Origin of the sequence: Serratia microhaemolytica (genome assembly GCF_004011885.1) — a bacterium.
Taxonomy (GTDB): domain Bacteria; phylum Pseudomonadota; class Gammaproteobacteria; order Enterobacterales; family Enterobacteriaceae; genus Serratia_G; species Serratia_G microhaemolytica.
On sequence record NZ_SBEF01000016.1, the window covers coordinates 39,405 to 53,706 of the forward strand.

Annotated in this window: 12 protein-coding genes; 6 read left to right on the top strand and 6 right to left on the bottom strand. The window is 50.2% G+C overall.

The annotated features are described in order from the left end of the window. Positions 1-4 precede the first annotated feature (4 nt). Together EOJ37_RS07220 and aqpZ are read left to right on the top strand one after the other, a co-directional pair. Positions 5-1,111: an ABC transporter permease gene (locus tag EOJ37_RS07220; protein ID WP_127959259.1), complete on the top strand. Its 1,107-nt coding sequence runs from the start codon at positions 5-7 to the stop codon at positions 1,109-1,111. 168 nt (positions 1,112-1,279) lie between these two features. After that, a complete protein-coding gene (aqpZ, locus tag EOJ37_RS07225; protein ID WP_127959260.1) occupies positions 1,280-1,975 on the top strand; it encodes an aquaporin Z in 696 nt (231 codons plus the stop codon). Between the two features lie 276 nt (positions 1,976-2,251). On the opposite strand, the gene dolP is transcribed toward aqpZ, so the two are convergent. The 4 genes from dolP to EOJ37_RS07245 are packed head-to-tail and all read right to left on the bottom strand — an operon-like array spanning position 2,252 to position 5,836. Then, complete coding sequence (gene dolP / locus EOJ37_RS07230; protein WP_127959261.1) at positions 2,252-2,827, bottom strand: division/outer membrane stress-associated lipid-binding lipoprotein; 576 nt, start codon at positions 2,825-2,827, stop codon at positions 2,252-2,254. Positions 2,828-2,840: 13 nt separating this feature from the next. Continuing rightward, on the bottom strand, positions 2,841-3,431 hold the full coding sequence (gene diaA, locus EOJ37_RS07235) for a DnaA initiator-associating protein DiaA (protein ID WP_127959262.1): 591 nt from the start codon (positions 3,429-3,431) through the stop codon (positions 2,841-2,843). Positions 3,432-3,479: 48 nt separating this feature from the next. Continuing rightward, a complete protein-coding gene (locus tag EOJ37_RS07240) occupies positions 3,480-3,845 on the bottom strand; it encodes a YraN family protein (protein WP_127959263.1) in 366 nt (121 codons plus the stop codon). Continuing rightward, the gene (locus EOJ37_RS07245) at positions 3,842-5,836 is read right to left on the bottom strand and encodes a penicillin-binding protein activator (RefSeq protein ID WP_127959264.1); all 1,995 of its coding nucleotides are present in this window, start codon (positions 5,834-5,836) and stop codon (positions 3,842-3,844) included. The genes EOJ37_RS07240 and EOJ37_RS07245 overlap by 4 nt, the downstream gene beginning before the upstream one ends. A gap of 216 nt (positions 5,837-6,052) precedes the next feature. On the opposite strand from EOJ37_RS07245, the gene EOJ37_RS07250 reads away from it, so the two are divergent. Beyond that, positions 6,053-7,246, top strand: coding sequence for an amino acid aminotransferase (locus EOJ37_RS07250; RefSeq protein ID WP_127959265.1), 1,194 nt, complete (start codon positions 6,053-6,055; stop codon positions 7,244-7,246). A gap of 89 nt (positions 7,247-7,335) precedes the next feature. On the opposite strand, the gene EOJ37_RS07255 is transcribed toward EOJ37_RS07250, so the two are convergent. Continuing rightward, positions 7,336-8,784, bottom strand: coding sequence for an FGGY-family carbohydrate kinase (locus tag EOJ37_RS07255; RefSeq protein ID WP_127959266.1), 1,449 nt, complete (start codon positions 8,782-8,784; stop codon positions 7,336-7,338). A 23-nt stretch (positions 8,785-8,807) separates the two neighbouring features. Further along, positions 8,808-10,091: an MFS transporter gene (locus EOJ37_RS07260; RefSeq protein WP_127959267.1), complete on the bottom strand. Its 1,284-nt coding sequence runs from the start codon at positions 10,089-10,091 to the stop codon at positions 8,808-8,810. Between the two features lie 406 nt (positions 10,092-10,497). Here EOJ37_RS07260 and EOJ37_RS07265 point away from each other — a divergent pair, with 406 nt between their 5' ends. The 3 genes from EOJ37_RS07265 to EOJ37_RS07275 all read left to right on the top strand — a co-directional run bounded on the left by EOJ37_RS07265 (position 10,498) and on the right by EOJ37_RS07275 (position 14,299). Beyond that, positions 10,498-11,283, top strand: coding sequence for an SDR family oxidoreductase (locus EOJ37_RS07265; protein WP_127959268.1), 786 nt, complete (start codon positions 10,498-10,500; stop codon positions 11,281-11,283). Positions 11,284-11,339: 56 nt separating this feature from the next. Further along, complete coding sequence (locus EOJ37_RS07270; protein ID WP_127959269.1) at positions 11,340-12,794, top strand: FAD-binding oxidoreductase; 1,455 nt, start codon at positions 11,340-11,342, stop codon at positions 12,792-12,794. Positions 12,795-12,958: 164 nt separating this feature from the next. Further along, positions 12,959-14,299, top strand: coding sequence for an MFS transporter (locus EOJ37_RS07275; RefSeq protein ID WP_127959270.1), 1,341 nt, complete (start codon positions 12,959-12,961; stop codon positions 14,297-14,299). Positions 14,300-14,302: the final 3 nt, after the last annotated feature.

A 14,302-nucleotide genomic window follows, 5' to 3' on the forward strand; every position in this document is an offset into this window, starting at 1 on the left:
AACCATGTTTCACCGTCTGAGTACATTGATCATTAAAGAGCTGCAAACGCTACTCCGCAACCGTCAAACACGCACTATTTTGATTATGCCGGTGGTGCTGCAAGTACTGCTATTCCCGTTTGCTGCGACACTGGAAGTAACCAATGCGACAATTGCGATTTATAACCAGGATAGTGGCAGCCATGCACACGAATTGACTCAGCGCTTCGCCAAGGCCAGCGCCTTCTCGCATCTTCTGCTGCTATCGAGTGCCGCACAGATCAAACCGACGATTGATAACCAACGGGCACTGTTGGTGATCCAGTTTCCGATTGACTTTTCGCGTCGTATTGAGCGAGGGGAAACGGCATCGTTACAGGTGATCCTCGATGGGCGTAACTCTAACAGCGCTCAGATTGCCGCTAATTACCTGCAACAGATAGTTTTCGATTATCAGAAGCAACTTATTGGTAGTAAAGAAAAAAACAACAACAGCCAGTTAGTGGTGCGTCACTGGTATAACCCGAATTTGGATTATAAATGGTTTGTTGTACCCTCCTTAATTGCGTTGATCACCTCTATTGGTGTGATGATTGTCACTTCGCTCTCTGTCGCCCGTGAGCGCGAGCAGGGGACACTGGAGCAATTGTTAGTGTCGCCACTAACAACCTGGCAGATCTTTATCGGCAAAGCAGTTCCGGCATTGATTGTCGCCACCTTTCAGGCATCGATTGTGCTAGTGATTGGTATTTTTGGTTTCCAAATCCCGTTCGCTGGCTCGCTGTGGCTATTTTACGCCACCATGCTGGTCTATGGTTGCTCGCTGATCGGTGTTGGATTGCTGATTTCAGCGATATGTACCACACAACAACAAGCATTGATTGGCGTTTTTGTCTTTATCATGCCAGCTATTCTGCTCTCTGGTTACGTGGCGCCGGTGGAGAATATGCCGCTCTGGTTACAACAAATCACTTGGCTTAATCCGATCCGCCATTTCACTGAGATTAGCAAACAGATTTATCTAAAAGATGCCGCGATTGCTATTGTTTGGCACAACCTGTGGCCACTGCTGGTCATCACATTTGCTACCAGCAGTGCGGCTTATATTATCTTTCGGCGTAAGGTTGCTTGAGCAGCATACTGGTCAGGTCAATTGATCTGCGATGTGACACACTTCAGTTGCCTGCTAGCACAACGTAAAGCTGGTTGACAGTGACGCAGATCACATAGCAGAATGCGCCGGCATTAATGCTATTTTTTAATTTTAAATTCTGTTTTTTCTGTTTCACTTGGGAAATATATGTCAAAAAAACTATTTGCTGAATTTTTCGGCACCTTTTGGTTAGTGTTTGGTGGTTGTGGTAGCGCAGTGCTGGCGGCAGCGTTTCCACAGTTAGGGATTGGTTTTGTCGGTGTCTCTCTCGCTTTTGGTCTTACCGTGGTGACAATGGCTTATGCGGTTGGTCACATTTCTGGCGGTCATTTTAACCCTGCAGTTACCCTCGGACTCCTTGCTGGTGGACGCATCTCTGCCAAAACGGTGTTGCCTTACATCGTGGCACAACTGGCTGGTGGTATTGCTGCGGCGGCGGTGCTGTACTGCGTCGCCAGTGGTAAAGCCGGTTTTGATGTCACAGCCAGCGGATTTGCGGCAAACGGCTACGCTGAACATTCGCCCGGTGGTTTTTCACTGCAAGCTGCTATCGTTATCGAGCTGGTATTGACCGCATTCTTCCTGCTGGTGATCCACGGAGCGACTGATAAGCGTGCGCCAGCTGGATTTGCGCCACTGGCAATTGGTCTGGCATTAACCCTGATCCATCTGATCAGCATTCCGGTGACCAATACATCTGTTAACCCGGCACGTAGCCTCGCGGTAGCACTGTTCCAAGGTACTTGGGCATTGCAACAACTGTGGCTGTTCCTGCTGGTACCGGTGATTGGTGCGGTAATTGGTGGTTTGGTCTACCGTTATCTGCTTGAGCAGAAGCAGTAACTGAGTGGGTTGGCAACGGTGCGATGATTGATAGTAATATTGTTATCAATCAATTATCGCTGCTGTCAGTGATCAACGCTTGCGAGCGGTGCTATTGTACCGCTCAATACTCGTGGGATGCGGGTAAAAAAAAGCCAGCATAAGCTGGCTAAACAGATACTGGAAGCAATATGAGCAATGTCGTACTGAACGACGCCTGGTTACAGGGAGCCAGACGTCTGCTAGTCAGTTAATAGTAATCATTATCATTTAATAATGCAATCTGTTTTCGTCATATCACTTTAGATAAACAAATGCTTTGGTCACTCTGCGTACTCCGCTAACTTGACTGGCCACTTGAGCGGCGGTCTGCCCCTCTTTTTCTGTCACCAATCCCAATAGAAAAACTTCTCCATTTTCAGTGATCACCTTGATATTGGTTGACTGCACATTCTCCGTGGTGAGCAGTTGAGAACGCACTTTGGCGGTGATCCAAGCGTCGGAAGAGGCGGTACTGAAAGTGACTGGCGTTCCTAAACGCAGCTCGTTGTGTACTTCTGCCACTCCCTCAACCGCTTTGCTGATTTCGCTGGCGCGCTGGATCAGCGCACTGCTAGGAGCTTGGCCAGTCAGCAGCACATTGCTCTGGTAGGCGGTGGTGATCACTCGCGCCTGCTCTTTAAGCTGTAGATCGCGCGCCAACGCAGTAGCAACACGTGCTTCTAGGGTGCTGTCATCAATTTGTCGTCCCATAGTGCGTGGATCGGTTGCTGTTTTAGCAACAACAGCGGCACCGCCAGCCACCAATCCTGCGACACAGCCCTGTAGCAATAGGCTGCCTGCCAAAATAGCCAGTGAGGCTTTTAGCTTCATTCTTATCAGCTCCTTAGTGATCCTGATGAGGAAATAGAGTGTGATCAATCAGATCACATAAACAGTTCACCGTCAGCATGTGCATCTCTTCGATACGTGCGCAACGGTGAGAAGGGGTGCGTATTTCCACATCCTGTGGGCCAAGTAGGCCAGCCAGTTCACCGCCATCATGGCCGGTCAACGCGACAATGGTCATATCGCGTGTGACGGCAGCTTCGACCGCTTTGACAATATCGCGACTGTTACCACGGGTTGAGATTGCTAACAGCACATCACCAGCTTGCCCGAGTGCACGCACCTGTTTGGCGTAGATCTCCTCATGCAGGCGATCATTACCAATCGCGGTCAGTACCACGTTGTCGGCATTCAGCGCAATGGCTGGCAGGCTTGGGCGTTCAGTCTCGAAGCGATTGAGCATACAAGCGGCAAATTGCTGTGCGTTGGCCGCTGATGCACCATTGCCGCAGCAAAGCACTTTATTGCCATTTAACAGTGACTGTACCAGCACCATTGCTGCGCGAGAGATGGCATCGGGCAATGCCTCGGCTGCAGCAATCTGGGTTTGAATACTTTCGGTAAAACAGGCTTTGATTCTCTCTAGCACGTTAGCTTAATCCATTGGCAGTATGATTAAACACACTGTTTTAATTGGTTAAAAAACTGGTGAGTCTGCATTGAAGGCATTCGGTATCCATTCTAACAGGCCGCCAGTAATCGCTAAAACATCAAAACGGCAAGATGATGTGTCAAAACTGGCACCACGCCTTGCCAGCCATACCGCCGCCGTGTGTAGTAACCGCTGCTGTTTCTGGTAGGTGACGCTACTGGCGGCATCACCAAAGCTGGCGCTGCGCCGGTAGCGTACTTCAACAAATACCCACGTGTGACCGTCACGCATGATCAAGTCGATTTCACCACCACGCACACTGACATTAGCGGCGCTGAAGGTGAGGCCAGCCTGTTCCAGATACTGGCGAGCCAGATTTTCGTAGCTTGCCCCCTTGGAACGTTGGCTCATAGCACACTGACAATGCTACCTTGGCGATACTGTAGCCAAGTAAGTTTACGGTTGATAACGCAATGCGGTGCGGCAGTAAGCAGACCGGTCGCGCCACTTAACTGGAAGCCAGGCAATTGGCGCAGTTGGTCGAAATGGTTGGCCAACTTCCAAGCATCGATACCCATGGCATACAGCCGCACCAGCGAATAGTCATTATTAAACTGACGGCTTGCCTGCTGCTGTAACGCTGGATCGGCACCGGCCAGCAGTGGAATTTCGCTAAACTGTAATCCCTCCATTTCCAAGCGGAAATCGGCACCGCTGCTTGCCTGATAACTGCGTGAACTGGCAAACAGCGCCGGTTTGGTACCGGAGGTGGTATTCATATCAATCATCGGTTTGATCAGGGTAAGTTGATCCTGATTGGCGACAATATAAACGGCATCAATCAGCGGTGCGGCTAACTCAGCGGTTATTGCGCTAGTGACTAGCGGTGTGGGGTTGAGCACCGGTGTGCCGGTCATGTTGATACCACGGCTGATCATTTGGCGCAATTCTTGTGCCGAACCGATGTTCTGCTGCAATACGGTCTGCCCACCCAACTGTTGCCATTGGTGGTTGAACGCTCTGGCGATGCGTTGGCCAAATTCACCCTGTGGCAGTAACAGCAAGGGTTGTCGTTTCTGCTGTTGCCAAATGTGGCGTGCGGCATCACGCGCTTCATCTTCTGGCGACAGCGCAAAGTAGCAGATATTGCCTTGATCGCGCGGCTGCTCTAACTGATTGAGAGCCAATATATTGAGCGATGTTTTCAGGCTTGCCAGTTGCTCAACATCCGTTTTCAGCAACGGGCCGACCAGCAGTGTAGCACCATCACGTTGGGCTTGGGCGACCAGTGTTGCCAGCGGTTGGCTGGTGGTATCGTAAACTCTTACCGAACCAGCATGCGTTGGTGTACGGGTTGTGTTGTGATTGATGCTGGTATTGAGTGTCGCACCGCCTACCAGTGCGGGTGCAAACTGCGCGATCAACTCATCCAGATTTATCTGCTCTGCTGCTGGTTCACTACGGCTTGTCAGGCTATTGTTGACCGGTACACTGGCAGTGGCCGCTTCAGTACTGGTTGGGTTAGTTGTGGCGGGCTGTGTTAACCCCATCTGCGCCGCGACAAATCCCTGCTCGATAGCGTCGGAAAATATCTTCGCTTGGCCATTCAGTGGTAGCAATAGCGCAATTTTGGCACTGGAGGTATCGCTACCATAAAGCAGTAACTCGAGTCCAGCCGGCAGTTTTCTACTGGCTGGATTGTCTGGATAACGAATACGCCATTCGTCGAGTGCGGCGGATAACTGCACAGTGTCATACTGATTTTCGCGGTAGATACGCAACAAATCCAGCCAGCCCAGCAGCACATTTTCATTGGCATAAATAGCCATGCTACTCAACTGCCCGGGGGTTAAACCCAGCAGAGTCTGCCAAGTTTTGTCCAAGTTATATTGGTGTGCTTTACCGCTTAAGAGAGTCTCCTGACCAATATAGGCACGCAGTAATGGCAGTGAGGCAGAGTCTTGGTTAGCGCTGATCAGCACCTGATAAAAACGCTTGAGTTGATTGTGTGCCAACAGACTGCGGTCAATCCGTTCAGCTGATTTGATTGCCGCTGGCGTTTCGCCGCTGACAAGTTGTAACTCGGCGAGTAGTAGCTGACGCTCTTGTTGCTGGATGGCGCTCATATAACCGGGCAGGTTATTGAGCAGCGAATTGGCCTGGTTGAGCTGACCTTCACGAATTAATGCGCGGATCGCGAGCAGTTGCCAGTCTGTCTTGTGTTCTGCGCTACTCTGCTGCCAGCGTTGCAGATAATAGTCAGAACGGGCAGCGGCTTCATTCTGGATATTGGGGGGTTGATATTGTGGCGCACTCCCCTGACAGCCAGCCAACAGTAACGCAATCAGCATGACGGGCATTAATCGCCCTATTTTAAGCGGGGAGAAGGTTGAGGAAAGCATACCGAGTCCAGTGATATTTTTACAAAGATGCCTAATCTTAAATCGGTGATGCTGATGAAACAACTAAAGTATCAATTAACACTGGATTAACTGAAATACTGCGAGAGAAATAGCAACAATTGTCGCCTACATGCAACTCGAATTATTTAGAGTATAGTGACCAGCGATACCGTGAACCGCCCTTATCACCGTAGGGGAAAACCAGGAGAATGAACCATGTTCCAACATGTTGATGCCTATGCCGGTGACCCGATTTTGTCACTGATGGAGACATTCAAAGCCGATCCTAGAGCCAGTAAGGTAAACTTGAGCATCGGGCTTTACTATAATGAACAAGGCATTATCCCGCAGTTGCACGCTGTGGGTGCTGCTAAAACGGTATTAAACCGTGCTGCACAGAGTGGTTCACTCTATCTGCCAATGGAAGGGCTTGCAGCTTACCGCAGCGCGATTCAGTCACTGCTGTTTGGTGCAGAGCACCCAATGCTACAGCAGGGGCGAGTGGTGACAATTCAGACTGTCGGTGGTTCTGGTGCATTGAAAGTCGGAGCCGATTTTCTACAGAGCTATTTCCCCAACTCACAGGTTTGGGTCAGTGATCCGACTTGGGAAAATCATGTTGCTATCTTTGCTGGTGCCGGTTTTAAGGTAAACAGTTACCCCTATTTTGATAGCGAAAAACGCGGCGTTAACTTCAGCGCGATGTTGAACAGCTTGCAGCAGTTACCGCCACAGAGCATTGTGTTGCTGCACCCTTGCTGCCACAACCCAACCGGTTCTGATTTGACCACAGCACAGTGGGATCAGGTGATCAAGATTTTGACGGAGCGCGAATTGATCCCGTTTCTTGATATCGCTTACCAAGGTTTTGGTGTCGGCATGGAGCAGGATGCCTATGCCATTCGAGCGGTTGCAGCGGCTGGCTTACCCTGTTTGGTCAGCAACTCATTTTCCAAGATCTTCTCACTGTATGGTGAGCGTGTCGGTGGGCTTTCGGTGGTGTGCGAGAGCGCTGCTACGGCTGAGCGGGTGCTTGGACAGTTAAAAGCGACGGTGCGTCGTAATTACTCCAGCCCACCCAATTTTGGTGCCCAGTTGGTCGCCACTGTACTGAATGATACACAACTGAAAGCGGCCTGGTTGGCGGAAGTTGAGGAGATGCGCAGCCGCATCCTGCATATGCGCCAAGTACTGGTTGCTAGCCTGAAAAGCACACTGCCAGATCGTAACTTCGACTACCTGCTCGAGCAGCGTGGCATGTTCAGTTATACCGGTTTCACAGCGGCTCAGGTGGATCGCCTGCGGGAAGAGTTTGCTGTCTACCTGATCCACACTGGTCGTATGTGTGTGGCAGGGCTGAATCAGCATAATGTGCAACAGGTGGCGGCCGCGTTTGCCGCTGTGCAGTAAAACACAGCGCCAGGTTGTGGAGTATTTATCACGCGCCACCAAGCACCTCAGTATCAGCAGGCAGTGTTGCCACGCCTGCTGAACGGGGACTAATCAACCAGCGGGCTCAATGCCTGTAACAGCGGATCGAGATGCTGGTTGACCTGCTGATAAACCTGCTGATTAAGTTGGTTATAGAAATGGTGATGTTCCATGTTTGGCAGAAAGCGATCACCGATCCGCACCAGCTTTTCTGCCGCCTGCTCATAATCGTTAAACACCTGCATCGCCATACCGGCATTGATTGCACAACCCACCGCTGCTGAACCCTTCATCTCATTACGACAAGCGGGAATACCAAACACATCGGCAAAGATCTGCATGAACAGATCACTGTTGGCTCCGCCACCAGAGATGATCAGACTCTTGAATGGGGTGTTCAACTCCTTTGCCATCTTATCCATATGGTTCTTCATGGTGAAGGCGATCCCTTCCAGCACCGAGCGATACATATGCGCACGGGTATGGCGACCATCAAAGCCGATCATCGCACCTTTCCGGAACTCCGCTTCTGAAGGGGGCGCCCAATCATGCACCGTGATCAGCCCCTCACAACCTGCAGGCACACGCTCGGCTTCCTGGTTGAGTAGCTCTTCGATACTGATACCCGCATCATGTGCCTCCGAGACTGCGGCAGCACCAAACTGATCACGAAACCAGCTAATCGTCCACATACCACGCCGAACCCCCATACACTCATAGAGATAACGCCCGGGGATCGAAGCCTGGAATGGCCAGAAGTGCTGGGCATCTTTTACATTGGCGTGGCCATGCACCATCGCGCCGATATAGGTACCCAACGAGATCAACGCCACCCCTTCCGACAGCGAACCTGCTCCCAGCGCTTCGACCGCTTTGTCGTGCGCCGTTGCTACAACCGGCATACCGGCAGGAATACCGAGCTGCTGGCCGACTTGTGCTGTGATATGGCCGAGGATCTCTCCGGGCTTCACCAAATCAAATACTTGATCTCGGGTCAGATTACAGCTTTGCCAAAGCGCGACATCATCACTCCAGTCAAGGCGATCATTATCCATCGGCCACCAACCGATATAGTTGGCACAGGTGTCTTTGAATTCGCCAGTCAGACGATGGGTGATGTAACCCGAGGTTGTGGTGACATATTTCACCCCACGATAGGCATCGATATATTCGTAGGGTTTATTCAGCCGCTTATCCATCCAGTTGATCACTGGATACGCCAACTCACCATTCTCTTTCAGCAACACCCGGCAGCAACGCACAATACAGATACCCATTGCCAAAATATCGCGCGCACTGCCTCCACGGTCAGAAAAGCGTTGCATCACCCGACGAAAGGCGACCTTCAACGCATCCCAGAGATCATCATCCGGATGTTCAGCCAGCAGAGGTGCGGGAATATCCATCTTGCGTAACTGCTGTTTTCCCTCACAGATAGCGTTGCCATCGAGATCGAAAATCACCACTTTTGCGCTTTGAGTGCCGACATCTACACCCATTAAGTATTTGTTTTTCATCTGGTCACCATAATTTCAAAGAATCATCTGTTGGCCGTTTGGGCGACGTGCTCTTGTTTTTCGGCATGTTTAATATTGTTAAATAACAAGAAGGTAAACAGCAGCACCAGACCGGTGGCGATCAAACCCATCAGCCACATATTGTGGTAGGCCTGCTCTGCTGGCAGGCTGTCTTGCCAGTGACCGATGATTGGATAGACAAAAACATCAGGCAGAAAGCCGATCACCGAACAGATACCGACGGTGGTGCCAAGGATATACTTGGGCGTCCTTGCTTCGCCGATACAGGCAAAATAGAGGCCGCGTGAGGCATAACAGGTGAAAGCCAACATCAAGATCAAGCCGATACCGACCGCCACGGAGAGTGGCTTCTGATTGGTGATCAACAACACCGTCAGGCTGATCACGCTGACCACCGCCAGCAGTTGGATCACCCGTGTTGGTGACTTCAGCCGAGTGTAGGTGGTGATCACCCCGCCGAGCGGGCCGCAAATAGCACGGAATATCTTATTGATCACAATACCCATATAACTGGCAGCCACCAGCGTCATGCCATACATTTCGGTCAGGTAGCTGGTTGAGTAGCTGAGGATGGCATAGATGGTATAAACGCCGAGAATAATCATGCTGCAATACCAAGTGGTGCTGATCTTCAGTACCAAAAAGATATCCTTAATATCGAACTTATGCTGCTCTTCATCTTGGTTGCTGGTGCTGGTAAAGCCATCACTCACCACAAACCAGCACAGCACACCTAACAGGATATAAACCCCGCTGTAGATCAGGATCACCGTCTTAAGACTGTTGGGATCTTCAGGTGCAAAGCGTGAAAACACCCACATGGTGAACACGGCCAGCGCCATCACCCCCACACCACGTAGCCCTTCCATCCAGCCCATGATTTTACCCTGTTCACTATGGTCACCGAGCAGTGAAGCGGCTTTGATCGACACCGACCACAGCATCAAAATAGTGGTGATCGCAAACACAACCTGAATCAGCACCATCACCCAGAATGGTGGATAGGTTGACATTAACACCCCCAATAAGCCGGTGACGATCATGGCACTGCTCATCATCTTTTTGTGTGAGAACTTATCGGCAATCACGCCACTCGGGGCATAGAGAACAATTGCAGCAATACCGAACGTACTCATAATAAAACCAATTTCGGTATTGCTAAAGCCCATGAATTTAGCCATTGGAATTTGATAAATGTAGCGCAGGTAGGCCAGATCGAAACTTACACCGCCGCTGATACTGATGATTGCCAGCGTCAACCAACGGTTATAACGATGTTTTTCCATGGTAAGGTTCCGTGTAAATATACCGCTTGTTTTTCATCTTGCCAGTACTGACAGTATGAAAAATAGCTTGGGTATAGATGATTAAACAAAAAAAGAGAAAAGTAGTCTTCCCGCAGTGCAGGAAGTTACTTTTCTCTTCGTCTCTTTCAGTAACTGGGCTATTAAATAGCATAGCGTGATGAAATTCATCTGTGAGAAATGTCACAAAACCAAATGCTGCAAAAAAAATAGCGGCTAACAAGTCAGTGATTAAAATGAGACATTCATCACAGAATGATGGATAGCGGCTGTGCTAATTTTTTTCCCCAGTTACTAGAGATAATGAGAAAAGTAACTTCTCTGCCGAATGCGGGGAAGATTGCTTTTCTCTTTTTTTTTGCGTTTTTTCCAGACCAAGGGGCACATCATGTCACTGAGCGCGTTAAATGAGTTCTCGTTAGATTTCTTCTCACTGAAAGGCAAAACAGCAATTGTCACCGGCGGCAACAGTGGTCTGGGGCAAGCATTTGCTGTGGCGTTGGCGAAAGCGGGCGCTAATTTATTTATCCCCAGTTTTATTGTCGACAAAGGGGAAACCCGCGAGCTGATTGAGCAGCAAGGGGTGAAAGTGGCGTTTATGCAAGTCGATATCACACAAAAAGGGGCACCGGCAAAAGTGATTGCGCAGTGCCTGGAGCACTTCGGCGCAGTTGATATTCTGGTGAATAACGCCGGTATCTGCAAATTGAACAAGGTGCTGGATTTTGGTCGTGAAGATTGGGACCCAATGATCGACATTAACCTGACTGCGGCATTTGAGCTGAGTTACGAAGCTGCCAAAGTCATGATCCCAAGAAAACAGGGCAAAATAATCAATATCTGCTCACTGTTCTCCTATTTAGGTGGGCAGTGGTCACCGGCATATTCTGCCACCAAACACGCGCTTGCTGGCTTTACCAAAGCCTATTGCGACGAATTAGGGCAATACAATATTCAGGTTAATGGCATTGCTCCGGGCTATTATGCGACCGATATCACGGTAGAAACGCGTAAAAATCCAGAAACCAACCAGCGTGTTTTGGATCATATTCCGGCTAACCGTTGGGGTGAAACACAGGATCTGATGGGAGCAATGGTATTTTTGGCCAGCCGCGCCTCTGATTATGTCAATGGACACCTATTAGTGGTCGATGGTGGTTATTTAGTGCGTTAACCGCAGCGTTGTCCAATTAGGCTAAAAATTTGGTTAAAAATTAAAATGAGGTTGTTATGTCTTTGTCGCGTGAAGAGATTGTCGCTAAATTAAAACAGATCGTCGGTGCCGAGCGCGTGATTACCGATGAGAAAGTATTACAGAAAAATAGCGTAGACCGTTTTCGGAAATATGCCGATATTCACGGTGTATTTACTCAGCCACTGCCAGCCGCTGTGGTCAAATTAGCCAACAGCGAACAGGTTGCTGCCGTGCTGTCGTTTATGAACCAGCATGGCATTACTGGGGTACCGCGCACCGGTTCTTCCGCTACTGAAGGCGGCCTAGAAACGGTGATTGAAAACTCAGTGGTGCTTGATGGTTCCGAGATGAACAACATCATCAAAATCGACATTGAGAACATGCAGGCGACGGCACAGTGTGGTGTACCGCTGGAAGTGCTGGAAAACCAACTGCGCGCCAAAGGCTACACTACTGGGCACTCGCCACAGTCTAAGCCACTGGCACAAATGGGCGGCTTGGTGGCAACGCGCAGTATTGGCCAGTTCTCCACCCTGTACGGTGCGATTGAAGACATGGTGGTCGGCTTGGAAGCCGTGTTTCCAAACGGCACCATTTCACGGATAAAAAATGTGCCGCGCCGTGCTGCTGGCCCAGATATCCGCCATGTGATCATTGGCAATGAAGGCGCACTCTGCTTCATTACTGAAGTTACAGTAAAAATCTTCAAATACATGCCGGAAAATAACCTGTTTTACGGTTACATACTGGAAAATATGCAGACGGGCTTCAACATCCTGCGTGAAGTGATGGTTGAAGGTTATCGTCCATCAATTGCGCGCCTGTACGATGCCGAAGATGGTTCACAGCACTTTACCCATTTTGCCGACGGCAAATGTGTACTGATCTTTATGGCCGAAGGGGCAAAAGCGATCGCCCAAGCGACCGGCGCCGGTATCGAGCAGATTGTGCAGCGCTATCCAGAGTGCCAACAGGTTGACAGCAAACTGATCGAAACCTGGTTCAACAACCTGAACTGGGGGCCGGACAAAGTTGCTGCCGAGCGTGTGCAGATTATGAAAACTAAAAATATGGGGTTTACTACTGAAGTATCTGGTGACTGGAGCACAATCAACGCTATTTACCAGAATGTGATCCAACGCATTAGAACAGAGTTTCCTCATGCAGACGATATCACTATGCTGGGCGGACACTCCTCGCACAGCTACATCAACGGCACCAACATGTACTTCGTTTACGATTACAACGTGGTCGACTGCAAGCCGGAAGAGGAGATCGACAAATACCATAACCCGCTCAACAAGATCATTGTTGAAGAGACCATTAGGCTAGGGGGATCGATGGTGCACCACCACGGCATCGGCAAGCACCGGGTGCACTGGACCAAAGATGAGCATGGCAGTGCGTATTACATCCTGAAAGGATTGAAGCAGGTATTTGATCCAAATGGGATTATGAATACCGGAACTATCTATCCGATAGAAGAGTAGCACTTTCGCCAAGGCCCGGTTTCCGGGCCTTGTGCGTTTAAGCGCACTGCCGATTGCTGAACATCACACAGATGGAGCAGCAGCAATGATCAGCAATCAATCACACTACCCAGCTTAAGTCGGTTCATATCCCCCTGGAATCAAAGTAATAAATGGAGCAGATAATGAACACAACACCCCCTCAGCAAGTGCATATGGATGACATTCCACTCAACACCTTTCACATTAAAATCGCCGGCTTGACCTTTGGTGCTCACCTGACCGACGGCTACGTGCTTGGGGTGATCGGTTTTGCACTGACACAATTAAAAACAGAGATGGCATTAACCCCATTCTGGCAAGGAATGATAGGCAGCTCGGCACTGATTGGCCTGTTTCTCGGTAGCTTACTGTTGGGCTGGATCTCGGATTACGTTGGCCGACAGAAAATTTTCACCTTCAGCTTTGTGATCATCACCTTGGCATCGGCGCTGCAATTTTTTGCCGACACCCCCGAACAGCTATTCTGGTTACGGGTACTGGTTGGCATCGGCTTGGGCGGCGATTATGCCGTCGGGCACACCATGCTGGCCGAATTCTCACCGCGCAAACAGCGCGGCATCCTGCTCGGCTCCTTCAGTGTGATCTGGACATTCGGCTATGTCGCTGCTGGCTTTGTCAGCCACTATATGCTGGCCGATTTCGGCTGTGATGCCTGGCGTTGGTTACTGGCTTCGAGTGCGATCCCGGCGCTACTGATTATGCTACTGCGTATCGGCACCCCAGAATCACCGCGCTGGTTGATGCGCAAAGGGCGCATCTCCGAAGCTTATCAAGTGGTACGCCGCCACTTTGGGCCGCATGTGGTATTGAACGATGAAATCCCAGTTAATACTGCTCGCCACCTCTACACCCTATTTTCAGCACGTTATTGGCGACGCACCGCATTCAACAGCCTGTTTTTCGTCTGCCTCGTGATCCCCTATTTTGCCATTTACACTTTCTTGCCCTCGATTTTGAACACGCTAAAACTGGATCAAAATTTTGCTACCGATCTGCTACTGAATGGCCTACTGGTGCTAGGTGCGCTGCTTGGCATTGCCTGCACCCAATGGCTACCACGCCGCCGCTTTCTGATTGGGGCCTTTTGGTTACTGGCGTTCAGCTTGGGCACACTGGCCTTTGTGCCGAGTGGTGAGCTGCTGATGCTGCTACTGTTTGCACTATTTACGCTAACCATCTCGGCAGTGAGCAATCTAGTGGGTGTATTTCCGGCTGAGAGTTTCCCAACTGATATCCGTTCACTCGGTGTGGGTTTTGCCACCGCCATGAGCCGCCTTGGTTCAGCGATAGGCACCGGTTTGCTGCCGCTGGCGTTGGTGAATCTTGGTTTGCAGAACACCATGCTGATCCTCACCGCTGTGTTGGTATTCGGCGCACTGGTATCGATGTTGTGGGCGCCAGAGACCAAAGGTCTGACACTGGTCAACGCCTCGGTGGTGAAAGCAGGCTCAAAGGAAAGCTAAGCT